This is a genomic window from Amycolatopsis sp. NPDC114484, assembly GCF_055633755.1.
In genome coordinates this window covers 1,091,052-1,107,166 of the sequence record NZ_JBVKDQ010000001.1, presented here as the reverse complement: position 1 = coordinate 1,107,166, position 16,115 = coordinate 1,091,052, and the positions used below count along the sequence as shown (strand labels likewise).

At 69.2% G+C, this 16,115-nt stretch carries 18 protein-coding genes and 1 pseudogene; 11 read left to right on the top strand and 8 right to left on the bottom strand.

Going from position 1 to position 16,115, the window contains the following annotated elements:
- Positions 1–23: 23 nt before the first annotated feature.
- Positions 24–1,211 carry a L,D-transpeptidase gene (locus tag ACZ7SW_RS05375; protein ID WP_470229136.1) on the bottom strand — a complete coding sequence of 396 codons (1,188 nt, stop codon included), beginning with the start codon at positions 1,209–1,211 and terminating at the stop codon, positions 24–26.
- A 176-nt stretch (positions 1,212–1,387) separates the two neighbouring features.
- Positions 1,388–2,443: a UDP-N-acetylmuramate dehydrogenase gene (locus ACZ7SW_RS05370; protein WP_470229135.1), complete on the bottom strand. Its 1,056-nt coding sequence runs from the start codon at positions 2,441–2,443 to the stop codon at positions 1,388–1,390.
- A 267-nt stretch (positions 2,444–2,710) separates the two neighbouring features.
- On the opposite strand from ACZ7SW_RS05370, the gene ACZ7SW_RS05365 reads away from it, so the two are divergent.
- The 5 genes and pseudogenes from ACZ7SW_RS05365 (at position 2,711) to purU (ending at position 6,262) form a co-directional block, all read left to right on the top strand.
- Positions 2,711–3,211 (top strand): DUF2505 domain-containing protein, encoded by a 501-nt coding sequence (locus ACZ7SW_RS05365; protein ID WP_470229134.1) that lies wholly within the window; start codon positions 2,711–2,713, stop codon positions 3,209–3,211.
- A complete protein-coding gene (locus ACZ7SW_RS05360) occupies positions 3,190–3,990 on the top strand; it encodes a class I SAM-dependent methyltransferase (protein ID WP_470229133.1) in 801 nt (266 codons plus the stop codon). The genes ACZ7SW_RS05365 and ACZ7SW_RS05360 overlap by 22 nt, the downstream gene beginning before the upstream one ends.
- 69 nt (positions 3,991–4,059) lie before the next feature.
- Positions 4,060–4,857 carry a DedA family protein gene (locus ACZ7SW_RS05355; protein ID WP_470229132.1) on the top strand — a complete coding sequence of 266 codons (798 nt, stop codon included), beginning with the start codon at positions 4,060–4,062 and terminating at the stop codon, positions 4,855–4,857.
- Positions 4,754–5,365 (top strand): annotated as a pseudogene (locus tag ACZ7SW_RS05350) (maleylpyruvate isomerase family mycothiol-dependent enzyme); the annotation flags it as partial. The gene ACZ7SW_RS05355 and the pseudogene ACZ7SW_RS05350, both read left to right, overlap by 104 nt.
- A 45-nt stretch (positions 5,366–5,410) precedes the next feature.
- A complete protein-coding gene (gene purU, locus ACZ7SW_RS05345) occupies positions 5,411–6,262 on the top strand; it encodes a formyltetrahydrofolate deformylase (protein ID WP_470229250.1) in 852 nt (283 codons plus the stop codon).
- 94 nt (positions 6,263–6,356) lie between these two features.
- Here the strand turns inward: purU and ACZ7SW_RS05340 are convergent, their stop codons facing one another.
- Entirely contained in the window at positions 6,357–7,403 is a 1,047-nt protein-coding gene (locus ACZ7SW_RS05340) for an NAD(P)-dependent alcohol dehydrogenase (protein ID WP_470229131.1), read from the bottom strand.
- Positions 7,404–7,524: 121 nt separating this feature from the next.
- Between ACZ7SW_RS05340 and ACZ7SW_RS05335 the strand changes: the two genes are divergently transcribed.
- Positions 7,525–8,142, top strand: a complete 618-nt coding sequence (locus ACZ7SW_RS05335) for a TetR/AcrR family transcriptional regulator (RefSeq protein ID WP_470229249.1) — start codon at positions 7,525–7,527, stop codon at positions 8,140–8,142.
- On the opposite strand, the gene ACZ7SW_RS05330 is transcribed toward ACZ7SW_RS05335, so the two are convergent.
- Positions 8,123–9,067: a helix-turn-helix transcriptional regulator gene (locus ACZ7SW_RS05330; protein WP_470229130.1), complete on the bottom strand. Its 945-nt coding sequence runs from the start codon at positions 9,065–9,067 to the stop codon at positions 8,123–8,125. The genes ACZ7SW_RS05335 and ACZ7SW_RS05330 overlap by 20 nt on opposite strands.
- 62 nt (positions 9,068–9,129) lie before the next feature.
- Between ACZ7SW_RS05330 and ACZ7SW_RS05325 the strand changes: the two genes are divergently transcribed.
- From ACZ7SW_RS05325 to ACZ7SW_RS05315, 3 genes are read left to right on the top strand one after another with little or no spacing between them, the layout of a single operon-like run.
- Positions 9,130–9,522 carry a RidA family protein gene (locus tag ACZ7SW_RS05325; protein WP_470229129.1) on the top strand — a complete coding sequence of 131 codons (393 nt, stop codon included), beginning with the start codon at positions 9,130–9,132 and terminating at the stop codon, positions 9,520–9,522.
- Positions 9,519–9,923: an SRPBCC domain-containing protein gene (locus ACZ7SW_RS05320; RefSeq protein WP_470229128.1), complete on the top strand. Its 405-nt coding sequence runs from the start codon at positions 9,519–9,521 to the stop codon at positions 9,921–9,923. Before ACZ7SW_RS05325 ends, ACZ7SW_RS05320 begins: the two co-directional genes overlap by 4 nt.
- Before the next feature lie 54 nt (positions 9,924–9,977).
- Positions 9,978–10,637, top strand: a complete 660-nt coding sequence (locus tag ACZ7SW_RS05315) for a haloacid dehalogenase type II (protein WP_470229127.1) — start codon at positions 9,978–9,980, stop codon at positions 10,635–10,637.
- Here the strand turns inward: ACZ7SW_RS05315 and ACZ7SW_RS05310 are convergent.
- From ACZ7SW_RS05310 to ACZ7SW_RS05300, 3 genes are all read right to left on the bottom strand, one after another.
- Complete coding sequence (locus tag ACZ7SW_RS05310) at positions 10,627–11,652, bottom strand: NADP-dependent oxidoreductase (protein ID WP_370932353.1); 1,026 nt, start codon at positions 11,650–11,652, stop codon at positions 10,627–10,629. The two genes, ACZ7SW_RS05315 and ACZ7SW_RS05310, sit on opposite strands and share 11 nt — an antisense overlap.
- A 113-nt stretch (positions 11,653–11,765) precedes the next feature.
- The gene (locus tag ACZ7SW_RS05305; protein WP_470229126.1) at positions 11,766–12,200 is read right to left on the bottom strand and encodes an SRPBCC family protein; all 435 of its coding nucleotides are present in this window, start codon (positions 12,198–12,200) and stop codon (positions 11,766–11,768) included.
- Between the two features lie 102 nt (positions 12,201–12,302).
- Positions 12,303–13,220 (bottom strand): ABC transporter substrate-binding protein, encoded by a 918-nt coding sequence (locus ACZ7SW_RS05300; protein ID WP_470229125.1) that lies wholly within the window; start codon positions 13,218–13,220, stop codon positions 12,303–12,305.
- Between the two features lie 140 nt (positions 13,221–13,360).
- Between ACZ7SW_RS05300 and ACZ7SW_RS05295 the strand changes: the two genes are divergently transcribed.
- Together ACZ7SW_RS05295 and ACZ7SW_RS05290 are read left to right on the top strand one after the other, a co-directional pair.
- The gene (locus ACZ7SW_RS05295) at positions 13,361–14,053 is read left to right on the top strand and encodes an ABC transporter permease (RefSeq protein WP_470229124.1); all 693 of its coding nucleotides are present in this window, start codon (positions 13,361–13,363) and stop codon (positions 14,051–14,053) included.
- Entirely contained in the window at positions 14,050–14,763 is a 714-nt protein-coding gene (locus ACZ7SW_RS05290; protein WP_470229123.1) for an ABC transporter permease, read from the top strand. Before ACZ7SW_RS05295 ends, ACZ7SW_RS05290 begins: the two co-directional genes overlap by 4 nt.
- On the opposite strand, the gene ACZ7SW_RS05285 is transcribed toward ACZ7SW_RS05290, so the two are convergent.
- Positions 14,717–16,111: an aromatic amino acid lyase gene (locus tag ACZ7SW_RS05285; RefSeq protein ID WP_470229122.1), complete on the bottom strand. Its 1,395-nt coding sequence runs from the start codon at positions 16,109–16,111 to the stop codon at positions 14,717–14,719. The genes ACZ7SW_RS05290 and ACZ7SW_RS05285 overlap by 47 nt on opposite strands.
- Between the last annotated feature and the right edge of the window lie 4 nt (positions 16,112–16,115).

The following is a 16,115-nucleotide window of genomic DNA, read 5'->3' as shown; positions in this document are numbered from 1 at the left end:
CTTCGTAGCAGACGGCCCTTAGGTCACTTCGCGGCCGAGAGCGACTTCCAGGTCGACCAGTCGTAGAACCAGTCCTTGACGTCCGAGTTCGTCGGGCTGCCCAGCTTCGAGCCGGTGACCTCGACCGGGTCGCCGACCATCGCCGTGTCGAAGTAGGCCTTGGCGTCCGCCTCGAGCAGGTTGACGCAGCCGTGCGAGTTGTTGGTCTTGCCGATCGCGGCGGCGTTGTCCTGGTTCTCGTGGATGAACTCGCCGTGGTTGGAGAACCGGCAGGCCCACTTCTTGTTGACGTTGGTGTAGCCGTAGCGGGCGTTGTCGAAGACCGCGTGCGGCTCCTTCGCCATGATGATGAAGGTGCCGTTCGGGGTGTTGCGGTCGACGACCGAGTCGAGACCGTTGGAGCACGGGTAGCTCGCGCTCTCCGCACCGCCGCGGTAGACCTTCATCACATGGTCCGGCGTGTGGATCTTGACCACCTGGTTGCGGCCGATCTTGAACTTGGTGCTGACGTCCGATTTCACGTAGACGCCCCCGCCGAGGTCCACGCCGTACAGGTTGGCCTCGACCTCGACGGTCGTGTTGGCCGGCCAGTACTCCTTGGGCCGCCAGTCGACCTGGTTCGCCGACAGCCACGCCCACGAGCCCTGGACGTCCTTGCTGGTCTTGACCTTCAGCGCCTTCTCGACCGCGGCCCGGTCCTTCGGCGCGACCCCGTTGAACTTCACGCTGATCGGCATCGCGACGCCGACCTCGGCGTCGTCGCCGGGGTTCAGCGTGGCGCGCACCGTCTTGGCCGGGCTGACCGTGGCGAACGAGCCCTTGAGCTCGGCGGGCCGCTGGTCGGTGCCGGTCGCCTTGGCCGCGTAGTTGTAGGTCTTGCCGTAGCCGAGCGGTTCGGAACTGGTCCAGGACAGGCCGTCGGCGGCGATCTCGCCCTTGATCGGGTCGCCGCCCTCGTTGGTCAGCTTGACCTCGGTGAGCTTGCCTTCGGTGACCTTCACCACCACCGGCTCGCGCACGCTCGCGTCCTTGGCTCCGACGGCCGGGGTCGCGGTGAGCTTCGCCACCGGGGCGACCGGCTTGCCGCCGTTGTCGCCGCTTCCGCCCTGCGGCACCGCGGTGCCGTCATTGCCGCCGCCCGAGCACGCTGCGGCCAGCGCCGCCGCGCCAGTCGCGAGAACGGCCTTGAACACCGTACGGCGCTCGATCACGGTCTTACCTCCACTTGTCCCCCGCACCGGCATCTCCCACGCACAACAGCGCCGGTGAGCGATTCGACGTTACCTGCGAACCGGAAATTCCTCTCCATCCCGCAAGACGTTTCACCCGGTGCCCGGTTGCTGCCGGTTTCCTGTCGGCCGGCTCACCCGGGTTACCCCGGGACGCGTCAGAGCGAACAGTTGATCAACAACGGTTCCGGACGCAACCGCACACCGAACCGCTCCTCGACGCCGTCGCGGACCTCGCGAGCCAGCGCAAGCAGGTCCTCCGTGCTGGCCCCGCCCCGGTTCGTGAGCGCGAGAGTGTGCTTAGTGGACAGCGAAACCCGCCCGCCGGGCCCGGGGTGCCCCTTGCCGAACCCAGCCCGCTCGATGACCCACGCGGCGGACAGCTTCACCCCGCCGCTGGCCGGGTACTGCGGGATCTTCCCCTCAGTCGACTCCGCGATCCTCGCGAGGACGGCCGGCGCTTCTTCCTCGGGGACGATCGGGTTGGTGAAGAACGAGCCCGCGCTCCAGGTGTCGTGATCGGCCGGGTCGAGCACCATGCCCTTGCCACGCCGCAGCCCGAGCACCGCCTCGCGCGCCTGAGCGGCGGGGACTTTCGCATCGATTTCGACACCCAGCGTGCGCGCCAGCTCCGCGTACCGGATAGGCGCGGACTGCCCGCTCGGGTCGATCCGGAACCGCACACTGAGCACGACGCCGCGGTCGGTGCCCTTGAGGACGCTGGTGCGGTAGGCAAAACCGAGTTCGTCGGCCTTGACCGTCCGCACCTCCTTCGCGACCCGGTCGTACAACTCGACGGAGACGATCGACTCGGCCACCTCGCCGCCGTACGCGCCGACGTTCTGGATCGGCGTCGCCCCGACCGAACCCGGGATGCCGGAGAGACATTCGAGCCCGCCGAGGCCGCTGTCGACCAGCGCGGAGACGAACGCGTCCCACTCCTGCCCGGCGGCCACCTCGACGATGTCGCCGTCGAGGGTCCAACCGGTGTTGGCGATCCGCACGAGGGCGCCCGCGAACCCGCCATCACCGACGACGAGGTTCGACCCGCCGCCGAGCAGCAGGACGGGCTCGCCTGCGTCGTCCGCTTCCCGCACCGCAGCGACGAGACCAGCGGCGGTGGTCGCGGTGACGAACCGACGCACCGGCCCACCCAAACGAAGGGTGGTGAAGTCGGCGAGACGAACCAGACCAGGCGTTTCAGCGATGTCCACGAAGCTTGACGGTACCCACCGAAAATTCCCGGCGACCCTCGGCGCACCACTTCCTCCCCCACTAACCCAACCGCAGCCACCCCACCCAACAATCGAGGCACCCAGCCCCTCCCCCACACCCCGATACGAAGCCTCCCTGCACAATCAAGCTTCGGGGTGCCCCACGCAACCCCCTTCCCGCGGCGCAGCCGCTCATTTTCCGCGGCGCAGCCGCACTTCCCCCGCGACACAGCCAGCTCAACCCACCCACCCGGTACTGTCCGTTTCATGGGATCCCGGATCGACCACCGCGGCGAATTCGACGGCTCACTAGCGGACGTCTTCGCCGCAGTAGCCGGAGAAGAAGCCCTGCGCGCCCGCCTAACCGCCCAAGGCGGTGACGACGCCAAACTCCTCGCCTACACCGCCGACGCCGACTCCGTGCGCTACGAACTCCAGCACGGCATCAAGGCGGCCAAGCTCCCCCAAGCCGTCCGTGCCCTGCACAAAGGCGACATCATCGTCAACCGCGTCCAGACCTGGAAGCGGTCCGGCGACGAGTACACCGGCCGATCCGACGTCAACGTGGGCGGCGTGCCAGGCGAAATCGGCGCCTCGACCTACCTCACCGCGAAGGACGCCAAAGTCCTCCTCCGCACCACCGGCGAGGTCGTCGTGCGGATCCCGCTCTTCGGCGGACGGATCGAGGAGTTCGTCTCCGAGCAGGTGGTCAACCTGCTTCGGCACGAGGACGAGTTCACCGCGCAGTGGCTGGCCGAGCACGCCTGACCCCGGTGGGCGCCCCGACCAGGGGCACCACCAATCCCAACCGGTTGCGCCGGGTCGACCGCTGGCTCGCGAGCGATCCGGCCGTCACCCGGCTGCTGCGGCGCGGCGAAAGTCCCCTTGTCGTCGATCTTGGCTACGGAGCGTCGCCAGTCACGACGGTCGAACTGGCCCGCTGGCTGGCGCGCGTGCGGCCGGACGTCCGGGTGCTCGGGCTCGAGCTTGACCCAGAACGCGTCGCCGCCGCCCAGCCTGCCGCCGATCCGCCCCGGCTCGATTTCCGGCGCGGCGGTTTCGAACTGGCCGGGACGCGGCCGGTCCTGGTGCGCGCGTTCAATGTGCTCCGGCAGTACGCCGAGGACGAGGTCCCGGGCGCGTGGCAGCTGATGCTTGACGCGATGCCGCCGGACGGCTTGCTGGTCGAGGGCACCTGTGACGAGATCGGCAGGCTGGTCACGTGGGTCGTGGTCGGAGCGGACGGTCCGCGCACGCTCACCTTGTCGCTCCGCCTCGCCGAACTCGACCGTCCGTCCACAGTGGCCGAACGGTTGCCGAAGATCCTCATCCACCGCAACGTTCCCGGCGAACGCGTGCACGCCCTGATGTCCACATTGGACGAATGCTGGGCAGCCGCGGCCCCGCACCGTTCCTTCGGCGTGCGCGCCCGCTGGACCACCGCGGTCGCCATGCTCGCCGACCGCGGCTGGCCCGTTTTCGGCAATCCGGACCGCCGTCGGCTCGGCGAACTGACCGTGGCCTGGGAAAGCGTCGCGCCGCGCTGAACCCACCTGTTCACCACCCGCACCCCGCTGGGTCATCCCTTGGTGACCTTCAGTGCTGACGATGAGCGGGTGGAACTGCTGGAACACGTCACCGAGCTGATCCGGGGCACGCTCGGCTCGCCCTGGCTGTGGGTGCTCGTGTTCGCGATCGCCGGACTGGACGCGTTGCTCCCGTTCATGCCGAGCGAAACGACCGTGGTGACCGTGGCTGTCCTGATCGGACCGGACGTGGGCCAGCTAGCGCTGCTGGTCGTCGTATCCGCCGCGGGCGCGTGGGCGGGCGACTGTCTCGGCTACGCCGTGGGCCGCGCCGCCGGACCGCGCGCCGTCGCCAGGCTGCAGCGCGGACCGTCCGGACGGCAACGCTACGAATGGGCTCGCGACCAGGTCCGCCGGCAAGCGCCGCTGCTGATCATCGCCGCGCGCTACCTGCCCGGCGGCCGCGTCGCGAGCGCGCTGGCCAACGGCAGCCTCGGCTACCCGCTGCGCCGGTTCGTGCCGCTCGACGCCGTCGGCGCGGCGCTGTGGTCGGTGTACAGCGCGCTGATCGGGCTCGTCGGCGGCACCGCGTTCGCCGACCGTCCGGTGTACGGGCTGCTGCTGTCGTTCCTGCTCGGGCTGCTGCTGGTCGTGCTCGTCGAGTTCGGCCGCCGGGTGCGGGTGCGCAGGCTACGGTCAAGGCATGGACGCGCCACGTCTGCTGGAAGCGATCGACATCCACGCCGACCGGATCAAGGCCGCGACGCTCGCCGCGGGCCCGGCCGCGCCGGTCCGGAACTGTCCGGAATGGACAGTGCGGGACCTGGTGACGCACCTGACGACGGTGCTCTCGTACACGGTCGCGGCGATCACCGACCGGAACGCTGAGCCACCGACAGCGGACACCTGGGAGGACGCGCTCGGCCGCTGGGACGGCGAACGCATGGCCGTGCGCGAAGCCCTGCGCCGCCCGGCGGACACCCCGCTGCGGTCGCCGTTCCCGCACGGCGGCCCGATCACCGTCGGCGACTGGACCCGCAGGCTCGCGCACGAGTTCGCCATCCACCGGCTCGACGCGGAAAGCGCACTGCCCACGCCGCCGGTCACCCAGTACCGCACCGAATTCGCCGAGGACGGGATCGACGAATTCCTCGCCTTCCTGACCCCGCGCCGCGCCCACCCGAGCGGCCGCGAAGGGATAGTCCAGGTCAGCACCGACACCCGGACGTGGACCGTCCTGCTGCGCCCCGGCCAGCCGCCGACGCTGGGCGAAGGCGTCCCGGACCTCACGCTCACCGGCCCCGCCGACGACGTCTACCGCGCGCTGTGGGGCCGCCCGAACCGTGCCGGGAAAGTCGGCGACGCCACCCTTCTGGAGCCCCTCACCGCACCCTGACCAGCGGCCGGTGAGAATGGGCGCGTGTCAGATCCCCAGCGTTACGTGCTCACCTTCGGCTGCCCCGACCGCACCGGCATCATCGCCCGCATCTCGGGCTTCCTCGCCGACCACGGCGGAATGATCGCCGAGGCGGCGTATCACACCGACCCCGACTCGGGCTGGTTCTTCACCCGCCAGGTCGTGCGCGCCGATTCGCTGCCGTTCGACGCCGCGGGATTGCGCGAGCGGTTCGGCGAGGTGGCGAACGAGCTGTCCGCCGAATCGAGCTGGCAGGTGCGCGACACCGGCGAGCGCCCGCGAGCGGTGGTGCTGGTGTCGAAGGCCGGGCACTGCCTGTACGACCTGCTCGGCCGGGTCGCCTCCGGGGAGCTGGACGTCGACATCGCCGCGGTGATCGGCAACCACGATTCGCTCGCGGACATCACCCGCGCGCACGGGATCCCGTTCCACCACGTGCCTTTCCCCGCGGGCGACCCGGACGGCAAAGCGGCCGCGTTCGCCAAGGTCCGCGAACTGGTCGACGCACACGACCCGCACGCGATCGTGCTGGCGCGGTTCATGCAGGTGCTGCCCGCGGAACTGTGCGCGGCGTGGGCCGGGCGCGCGCTGAACATCCACCACAGCTTCCTGCCGTCGTTCATCGGCGCGAAGCCGTACCACCAGGCGCACACCCGCGGCGTGAAGCTCGTCGGCGCGACCTGCCACTACGTCACCGCCGACCTGGACGCCGGGCCGATCATCGAACAGGACGTGATCCGGGTCGACCACGGCGATTCGGTGCAGGACATGGTGCGCAAGGGCCGCGACATCGAGAAGGTGACGCTCGCCCGCGGCCTGCGCTGGCACCTGGAAGGCCGTGTTCTGGTGCACGGCAACCGGACCATGGTGCTCTGACCCGCTTTCCCGGACGTCCGTGAAGGGCTCCTTGAGGAATTAGATTCCCTCAAGGAGCCCTTCACGGACAGCTGCGTGGCATGAGGCGCGGGCGTCAGCCGATCGTCGAGGTGTCGATCACGAAGCGGTACCGCACGTCGCTGTTCTCGACCCGCGCGTACGCCTCGTTCACCTGGTCCGCGCTGATCGTCTCGATCTCCGCGCCGACGCCGTGCTCGGCGCAGAAGTCCAGCATCTCCTGGGTCTCCGCGATGCCGCCGATCATCGAACCGGCCAGCACGCGGTTGCCGCCGAGCAGGGAGAAGACGTTGTATTCCAACGGTTCCCCCGGCGCGCCGACGTTCACCATCGCACCGCCGACGCGCAGCAGGCTGAGGTAGGCGTCGACCGGAAGCTTCGCCGAGACGGTGTTGAGGATGACGTCGAACCGGCCGGCGAGCGTCTCGAAGGTCGACTCGTCGCTGGTCGCGTAGTAGTCCTTCGCGCCAAGGCGAAGCCCGTCTTCCTGCTTCTTGAGGCTCTGGCTGAGCACGGTGACTTCCGCGCCCATCGCGACGGCCAGCTTGACCGCCATGTGCCCGAGTCCGCCAAGCCCGACGACGGCGACCTTCTTGCCCGGTCCCGCGCCCCACCGGCGCAGCGGCGAGTACGTCGTGATGCCCGCGCACAGCAGCGGCGCGGCGACGTCCAGGGAAATGCCTTCCGGGATGCGGCAGACGAAGGCGTCCTTCACGACGATCTGCTTGCTGTAGCCGCCGTAGGTGTTCTCGCCGTCGAAGCCGACCCCGTTGTACGTCTGGATGTTCCCCTTGACGCAGAACTGCTCGGACCCGGCGCGGCAGTATTCGCATTCGCCGCAGGAATCGACCATGCAGCCGACCCCGACCCGGTCGCCGACCTGGTACTTCGTGACGTCCGAGCCGACCGCGGCGACGACGCCGGCGATCTCGTGGCCCGGGACCATCGGGAAGATCGCGGTCCCCCAGTCCTGGTGGACCTGGTGCAGATCGCTGTGGCAGATGCCGGCGTAGGCGATGTCGATCAGCACGTCGTCCGGCCGAAGGTCGCGGCGTTCGATCGTCGTCGGGGCGAGCGGTCCGCCCGGCGCCGCGGCGGCGATGGCGGAGGTGGTCGTGGTCATGAAGCCCTCCTGGGCGTCCCGTCCGGTCCGGGACAAATTCGATGTAAGAACCCTCTTACATAGACTAGCGTGGGCCTCGGCTTATTCCTCGACGCGACCACGATCGGGTGTGACACACGGCATGGCGGCGCAGTACCACCACCGCAACCTGCGCGCCGAGCTCGTGCGCGTCTCGCTCGATTTGATCGCGGAGAACGGGATTACCGGCTTCTCGGTCGCCGAAGCCGCGCGTCGGGCGAAGGTCTCCGCCGCCGCGCCGTACCGGCATTTCCCGGACCGCGCGGCGTTGCTGGCCGCGGTCGGCACGATCGCGGCGCGCCAGCTCCGTGAACTCGCCGAGGAAGCAGCCGCGGCCGAAACCGACGACGGTGCCGCGCTGGCCGCAGTCGCCGCCGCGCACACCAAGTTCCTGATCGACACCCGGATCGGGCTGCACGTGTTCTTCGCTGCCGAGCTGGCTGGCGAGCAATACGTCGAACTGCACGAGGCCCGCCGTGAACTGATCGACGCGTCGCTGCTGCGCTGTCTCGCGATCGCGCCGGATCCGGCGATCGCACTGGAACTGATGGAACAGCTCCACACCCAAGCCTTCGGCTACGGCGATTTCTACCTCAATGGCGTATACCAATGGCTGGGCTACCCGACGGAGCAGGTCGTCGCCAAGTCCCGGCGGGCGGCGCGGATCGTGGTCGAGGCTTATCGCGCCGGGAATCCGGCGATCAGTCCGGCGGAGTGGTGACGTAGCGGGCAGCCAGCCACGAACCGAAGGCGTGCAAGCGATCGGTGAGCGCGGACGGCTCCAGGACGTCGAAATCCACGTCCAGGTAAGCCAGCCAGCGCGCGGCCCAGTCGAGATCGTCGGTACCGAAGCGGAGTTCGCATTCGTCGCCGTCCTCGACCACGGTGGCCACGCTCGGGTCGACGAGTTCCCGCACCAGGTCGGCGGAGGTATGCACCCGCACCCGGACACGATGCCGCCAGCGCACGTCCGTCACCAGATCGGCCACTGTGGACGGTGGTTCCGGCGCGGGCAGCTGGATCCCGAGCGGCTGGGCAGCCTCGATTCGTTCTACAGCAAAGACTTTCCACTCGATCGCCCCGCGCGGGCAGGCGACGAGGTACCACTGCCGACTCACCGTGAGGAGCCGATAAGGCTGCACCTCAACCGGTTTCGCCGACGGAGCGCCCAGCGCTCGATGCCGGATCCGGACCGCTTCGCCAGCCCGGCAAGCCAACGCGAGCGGCACCAAGATATCTCGCGCGGCTCGCCGGAAAGGTTTGCCCGGCAACGATTCCACCTCCGCGAGCGCGGCGAGCCGGGTCTGCCAGCGCGTCGGGACCACCTGGGTCAGCTTGGCCAGCGCGGTCACCGTGGCGGTTTCCAGCCCGTCGATCGCCACCGCGGTCTGCAGGCCGAGCGAAACCGCGGCGACCTCGTCCGCGTCGAGCAACAGCGGCGGCATCGCGGTGCCGTGCGCGAGCCGGTACCCGCCGATCCGGCCCGGCTCGCCGTCGATGCGGTAGCCGAGTTCGCGCAGCTGAGCGATGTCGCGGCGGGTGGTGCGCTCGGTGACGCCGAGCCGGGCCGCGAGGTCGGTGGCGGAGATGCCGGGACGCGCCTGCAGCAACGCCAGCGTCTCCAGGCGGCGGCTCGTCGTGGTCATGTCGAGAATTCTCGCGCGAAACTAGGACAGTATCCGACCGGGTATCCGCTCATACTCCTCTCATGACTCAGCTGCTCCGCCCCGAAGGGCTCGTCCAGTCCCCCGCCTTCGCCCAGCTCGCGGTGGTCCCACCGGGAGCCACCACGATCTACGTCGGCGGCCAGAACGCGGTCGACAACGAGGGCAAGCTCGTCGGCGGGACTGACGTCGCCGCGCAGGTCGAGCGGGTAATGGCCAATCTGAAAACCGCCCTGGCCGCGGGCGGCGCGACCGTCCAGGATGTGGTGATGCTGACCATCCTGCTGGTCGAGGACGTCGATCTCGCCCAGGCTTATCCGGCCGCCGCCGCGGCTTTGGCGGGCGCGACACCTCCGGTGACCGTCCAGCGCGTGGCCGGGCTCGCCGTGCCCGGTGCGCTCGTCGAGGTCAGCGCGATCGCGGCGGTGGTTCAGTGAGCGTCGGGCAGACCAAGGACGCGGGCTGGCAGATCGGCGTCTCGAAGACGGTCGGCCGCTCCGCCGAAGAGGTGTGGGACTTCATCACCTCACCGGAAGGTGTGGCGATCTGGCTCGGCGAGGGCGTGACCGTCCACCCCGAACCAGGCGTCGGATACGAGACCGCCGACGGAATCCGCGGCGAGACGCGCAGTTTCCGCGAAATGGACCGGATCCGGCTCACTTGGCAGCCGACCGGGTGGTCACACGAGACGACCCTGCAACTCGCCGTGCGCGCCACCGGTCCCGGCAAAGCGATGCTGCGCATCCACCAGGAACGGCTGGCCGACGCCGCCGAACGGGAGCGGCAACGCCGCCATTGGCAGGGAGTTCTCGCCGAACTGATCACCGCGCTTGCCTAGTCCGCGACTGACGGAGGACCCTGGTACGCAAGCGGTTCACCGGCAGGAGGCGCGATGCTCTGCGTGTTCGACGTCAACGAAACACTGCTCGACCTGACCGCGCTCGACCCGCTGTTCACCCAGCTCACCGGAGACCCGGCGGCGCGACAGGAATGGTTCACGCTCGCGATCCACACCGTGCTCACGGTGACCGCGGCAGGCCAGTACCGCGATTTCGCGCAGATCGCCGGCGAAGCCGCGCTCGCCGTTTGCGCGCGGCACGGCCACGAACTGACCGACGCCGAGCTAGTGAAGGTCGGCGACGGCCTGCGTGCCCTGCCCGCGCACGGCGACGTCGTACCCGGCCTGGATCGCTTGCGCCAGGCCGGGCATCAGGTCGTCGCCCTCACGAACTCGCCGCTCGCGACCGCCGAAGCGCAGCTGCAAAACGCTGGCCTGGCAACGAAATTCGACCGGATCTTCTCCGCACAGCAAGTCAGCAGGCTCAAGCCAGCGCCGGAGCCGTACCAGCAGGTGCTGCGTGCCTTCGCCGTCGAACCCGGCCAGGCGGTCATGGTCGCCGCGCACGGCTGGGACATCGCCGGGGCACAAGCCGCCGGACTCCGGACCGCGCTGCTCGCGCGTCCCGGAGTCCATCCGCTGCCCGGCCTTCCCGCCGCGACCTACACCGCGGCGACGATGCCCGAGCTGGCCGACGCGATCGTCAGGAACTGAGGCGCACCAGCATCTTGCCGGTGTTCGCCCCGCTGAGCAGACCGAGGAACGCCTCCGGCGCGTTGCGGATACCGTCCACAAAGGTCTCCGAGTACTTGATCTCCCCGGACGCGACGAGCGGCGCGACCTCGGCCACGAACTCCTGCATCAGGTGCCAGTGGTCCAGCACGAGCAGGCCGCGCATGGTGATCCGCTTCGCGATGAGCTGCACCAGGTTGCGCGGCGCGGGCGTCGGCTCGGTGGCGTTGTACTGCGAGATCATGCCGCAGATGGCGATCCGGCCGTGCAGGTTCATCGACGCGATCGCGGCTTCGAGGTGCTCACCGCCGACGTTGTCGAAGTAGACGTCGATGCCCTCGGGCGCGGCGGCGGCGAGCTGCTCGGCGACCGGTCCGTCCTTGTAGTTGAAGGCGGCGTCGAAGCCGAGTTCCTCGGTGAGGTAACGGACCTTCTCCGCCGAACCCGCGCTGCCGATCACGCGCTTGGCGCCCTTGAGCCGCGCCAGCTGTCCGACGAGCGAGCCGACCGCACCGGCCGCGCCGGACACGAAAACCGTGTCGCCGGGCTTGAATTCCGCGCTCACCAGCAGTCCGGCGTACGCGGTGAGCCCCGGCATCCCGAGCACGCCGAGGTAGGTCGAAAGCGGCGCGACGGAATCGTCCACTTTGACCGCTCGCTTGGCATCGAGCACCGCGTGCGTGCGCCAGCCCGCCTGGTGCAGCACGTGATCGCCGGGCGCGAAGTCGTCCACAGTGGACTCGATGACCTCGCCGACCGCGCCGCCCTGCATGGCCTCGCCCACCACGAACGGCGGCGAGTAGGACTTCACGTCGTTCATCCGGCCGCGCATCGCCGGGTCGACGCTCATCACGACGTTGCGCACCAGGATCTGCCCGGGACCCGGCTTCGGCACCTCGGTCTCGACGATGTCGAAATTGTCCATGGTCGGGACGCCGTGCGGACGGGCCGCGAGCCGGACCTCGGTCGCTGTGTCGGGCGCTGTGGGTGCGTTCACCGTCGAACTCCGTTTCGTTCAAGCTGGGCTGAAGCGGGGCGCGCGCCCCGCCTATCCGGCCAACGGAGCAACCGGGGCGCGCATTCCGATTGTCCCCGGAGCTGTGGCGAGCGCTACACGATCTCCGCGAGCTTGCCGAGAACGCCGTCGTAGATCTTCTTCAGCCCGCCCGGCGCGAAGGTCTTCTCGAAGAAGCCGCCGACGCCGCCCGCGCCGTCCCAGCTGGTCTCGATGCGGACCAGCGAACGCTCGCCCGAGGGCGTGACGGACCAGGTGGTGACCATGCTGGAGTTCGCGTCGGTCTCGACGAAGGTGCCCGGCGACGGCTCGGTCACCGTGGCCGCGACGTCGCGCACGCGCTTGGACGTGGCCTGCAGCTTCCAGCTGGCCTTCGTGCCGGCGCCGACGCCGCCTTCGCTGACCTCGTAGTCGCGGTAGTGCTCGGTGAGCAGCTTCGGCCGGGTCTCGGCGTAGTCCGCGACCAGCTCACGCACGCGTTCCACCGGCGCGTCGATCGTGCGCTCCGCGGTGGCCGTGACCTTGCCCATGTCGTTTCCCCTGCTCTCCTCGGGTTTCCGCCGCAGTCACCTTCGCACACGCGCGGAAACCCCGGGGAGTGGCGGTACGCACCCCGCCACTCCCCGAGAGCATCAGGACAGGCCCTGCTGCTTCAGCCAGTCCTTGGCCACGTCGGCCGCCGGCTCGCCGTCCGCGTCCACCCGCTTGTTCAGCTCGCGCATGCCCTCGGTGGTGAGCTTCGCGCTGACCGCGTTGACGACGTTCGCGAAGTCCGTGCCGCGCTCGTCGAGCACCTTCTTGTTCACCGCGGGCACCACGTTCTCGGTGGGCACGATGGTGAGGTCGTCCTTGAGCGCGACGTACTGCGAGTCGCCGACCAGCGGGCTGACCGAGTCGACCGGGATCACCATGACCGCGCCGGAGTTGAGCTGCTGCACGCGCGGCCCGGCCTCCTGCACGGTCTGGAAGGTGGCGTTCGTCAGCTTGTAGACGTCCTTGAAGCCCTTGAAGCACGGCAGCCGCTTCTCGCACTCCGGCGGACCGGCCATGACGACCTTGTCGAGCTTCTTCAGGTCGCTGATCGACGCGATGCCCTTCGACTTCGCGACATCGGCCTTCATGATGTAGGTGTTCTTGTCCTCCGCGGCCGCGTAGTTCAGCAGGCCGACACCCTCCGGCGCGAACAGCTTCGCCAGCTGGTCGTGCTCGGCCCTGGCGTCCTTAGTGGCCTCCTTGCCGAAGCCGGTCGTGATGGCCGCGCCCTGGTACTCCGGCAGGAACTGCAGTTCGCCGGATTTGAGCGACGGGTAGACCAGCTCCCGCGAGCCGAGGTTCAGCTTCCGGGTGACCGGATAGCCCTTGGCCTCCAGCGCGCTCGCGTAGATCTCGGCCAGAATCTGGCTGTCGGTGAAGTTGAACGAGGCGACGACGACCGGAGCGCCGCCCTTGCTCGGCGCGGCCGGCTGGTCGCTTCCCCCACCGCACGCGGTCAAGCCGAGCGCGGCCGTCGCCAGCAGCGCGGCCACTCGGATGTTCCGGGTCCAGCGCACGTGTCCCCACACTCCTCAGTTCACTCGTTAGTGGGAATGGACCCTAACCGCGACCCCCGACAGAAACCACTGGTTAGGAATCCTCGCCACGGAATCTCAAGGGCCGGAATATTGTCGCTCGATCGGGGTAAGGTCGCGCCGTGCACGCGTCCGTGACCCCGCTGCTGGCCGACAGCAGCCGTCCCCTCTTCGAATGGCGGTGGGTCGAACGCAACGCTGACGCGATTCTTCAGCGGCTCGGCGAGCACGTCGCCCTCACCGCGACCGCGCTCGGCGTCGGTCTCGTGCTGTCGCTAGCGCTGGCCACGCTGTGCCTGCGCTACCGCTGGTTCTATCCGTTCGTGGTCGGCACGGCGGGCGCGCTTTACGTGATCCCGAGCCTGGGCGCGTTCGCGCTGCTGGTGCCGGTGCTCGGGTTCTCCTTCGCCACGTCGGTGATCCCGCTGGCCACGTACACGCTGCTGATCCTGATCCGCAACATCGTGACCGGCGTGCAACAGGTGCCGACCGAGGTGCGCGAAGCGGCGGTCGGGATGGGCTTCACGCCGCGGCGGCTGTTGTGGCAGGTGGAGCTTCCGCTCGCGCTGCCGGTGGTGATCGCCGGGCTGCGGGTGGCCGCGGTGACGACGATCGGCCTGGTCACCGTCACGTCGCTGCTCGGCAAGGGCGGGCTCGGCTACTTCATCCGCGCCGGCATCCAGACGCCGATCCCCAACCCGAGCCCGATCATCGTCGGCATCGCGGCATCGATCGCGCTGGCCGTACTCGTCGATTTGCTGCTGTGGCTGAGCGAACGCGCGCTGGCCCCGTGGGCGCGGAGGGCCGTCCGATGAGCTTTTTCGCGCAGCTGAGCCAATGGCTGGCCGACCCGAACCGCTGGAGCTGGACCGACCCGGCCGGGATTCCGTTCCGGACCGTGCAGCATCTGTGGTTTTCCGCGCTGGCGCTGGTGATCTCGATCGTCCTGACGGTCCCGTTCGCGCTGTGGCTCGCGCACTACCGGCGCGGCCAGTTCCTGGCCAGCAGCGCGGTGAACATCGGCCGCGCGATCCCGAGCTTCGGGCTGATCATCCTGTTCTGGTTCCTGGCCAGCAGGTGGGGCGCGAACACGGACTTCTGGCCGCTGCTGCTCGCGCTCGTCGCGCTGGCGCTGCCGCCGCTGTTCACCAACACCTACGCCGGTGTGGTGCAGGTGGAGCAGGACGTGGTGGACGCGGCGCGCGGCACCGGGTATCGCGAGTGGCAGATCATGCTGCGCGTCGAACTGCCGCTGGCCTCCCCGGTGATCGTGGCCGCCGCGCGAGTGGCGTTCCTGCAGCTGGTCGCGACGGTCGCGATCGGCGCGATCGTGAACGACGGCGGCGGCCTCGGCCGTTACATCGTGGACGGTTTCGCCCTCGGCGAGCAGGGCCACGGCGAGATCTTCGGCGGCGGCGTGGCGGTGGTGATCCTGGCGTTGGTGTGCGAGGGGTTGTTCGCTCTGCTGACCAAGCTGGCTACGCCTCGCGGTCTCGCGCTCCAACAGGCCCGTCGGGACTCGTGAGACAGGCTTCGGCCAGCTTGTCGATCTCCGGTCCCAGCGACCGGTCGACCACCACCGGCTCGATCCTCGCCGCCAGCCAGGCGTAGGTGTCGGCCAGCTTCGGCGCTCCTGGGGTGTGGTCGAGATACCGCGCCTGCCGTCCGGCGATCAGCTCGCACGCGGTGATAGCGAAGAACCGCTCGATGACTGTCTCCAACTCGGCACCGGCTTTGCTGGCAAACGCTTGCACGTCCTCCTGACCAGCGGAAGTGTCGATCGACCCGAGCGTCGCCGGTGCGGCCAGCCCGCGCATCGCGTGCAGCTCGCCGGCCGCGCGTTTGTGCAACGGCGTGAGCCCAGCCTGTGGACCCGGGTCCACCGCGAGCTGCGGAGGCAGACCGCTGAACTGCGGGTCGAGGAGGCGATGCAGGCGCTGTACCGAAACCTCCGCCGCGTGGATGAGCGCTGCCTTGACCGCGTCCATCCGGAGCCCGAGCGCGGCTGCGTGATAGCCGGTTGTCGGAACGAACTCGCCGTTGACGAAGGCCGGTGAGTCCGCCGGAGTTTCCCAGGACTCCTGCAGAGTTTCTCGCAGTTCCTCGATGGTCTGGCTGACGTAATCGAGCACCTTCGGCCCCACTCGGACCGAGATCGGTGCCTGCACGACTCCCTCTCTCGTGGCGGCCCCGTCGATGAGTCCCTCGATCTTCGTGCCGCGGTAGATCGCTTGCGGCGCGCCAAGAACGTCCACGGCGATCGCTGCGCAGACCGTCTGCCACTCGACCAGCCGACGCGCTCTTTCGCCGCAGACCCACGCGTACGCCTCGGCTAGCGGCGAGCCTTGAATCAGGCTCGCCCCCTCCTTCGGCCCGAGCACGAACGGCTTCACCCCGCTTTGGCACAACGCCTCCGCCGCCGGGACCTCGATGCCGTCCTCGATGACGGTGCCGAGCCCGACGAAGGTCTGGAACGCGTGCGCCAGCGGGATGATCTCGCCCGCGCTGCCGAGACTGTCGCGCGGAACGGCGGGAAGGAACCCGTCGTTGAGCCGGTCGGCGAGGAAGGTGACCAGCTCAGGGCTGACCGCCGCGTCGCCGCGGAGAAACCCGCGCAGCCGCATGTACAGCAACGCCCGGGTCAGCTCCGGCGACAACCACGGCGGTCCGCCCACCGCCCGGCCGACCAGGAGATTGCGCTGGTGACTGGCTTGCTGCTCGTGGGTGAGCCGGGTCCCGGCGAGCCGCCCCATCCCGGTGTTGACGCCGTAGATCGGGCGGTCCTCGTCCAGCGCGGCCAACATCGCCTCGCGCTGCCGCTTAAGCGCTTCGAGAACAGCCGGGCTGACCTCGACCGGGTTTGAATCGTCCATTATG

Bases quoted from the DNA above. Each gene is read 5' to 3' on its own strand.
- ACZ7SW_RS05365 (WP_470229134.1), top strand. From the start codon at position 2,711: ATGGGATCCCGGATCGACCACCGCGGCGAATTCGACGGCTCACTAGCG.
- ACZ7SW_RS05340 (WP_470229131.1), bottom strand. From the start codon at position 7,403: ATGACCACGACCACCTCCGCCATCGCCGCCGCGGCGCCGGGCGGACCG.
- ACZ7SW_RS05335 (WP_470229249.1), top strand. From the start codon at position 7,525: ATGGCGGCGCAGTACCACCACCGCAACCTGCGCGCCGAGCTCGTGCGC.
- ACZ7SW_RS05330 (WP_470229130.1), bottom strand. From the start codon at position 9,067: ATGACCACGACGAGCCGCCGCCTGGAGACGCTGGCGTTGCTGCAGGCG.
- ACZ7SW_RS05325 (WP_470229129.1), top strand. From the start codon at position 9,130: ATGACTCAGCTGCTCCGCCCCGAAGGGCTCGTCCAGTCCCCCGCCTTC.
- ACZ7SW_RS05315 (WP_470229127.1), top strand. From the start codon at position 9,978: ATGCTCTGCGTGTTCGACGTCAACGAAACACTGCTCGACCTGACCGCG.
- ACZ7SW_RS05305 (WP_470229126.1), bottom strand. From the start codon at position 12,200: ATGGGCAAGGTCACGGCCACCGCGGAGCGCACGATCGACGCGCCGGTG.
- ACZ7SW_RS05290 (WP_470229123.1), top strand. From the start codon at position 14,050: ATGAGCTTTTTCGCGCAGCTGAGCCAATGGCTGGCCGACCCGAACCGC.
- ACZ7SW_RS05285 (WP_470229122.1), bottom strand. From the start codon at position 16,111: ATGGACGATTCAAACCCGGTCGAGGTCAGCCCGGCTGTTCTCGAAGCG.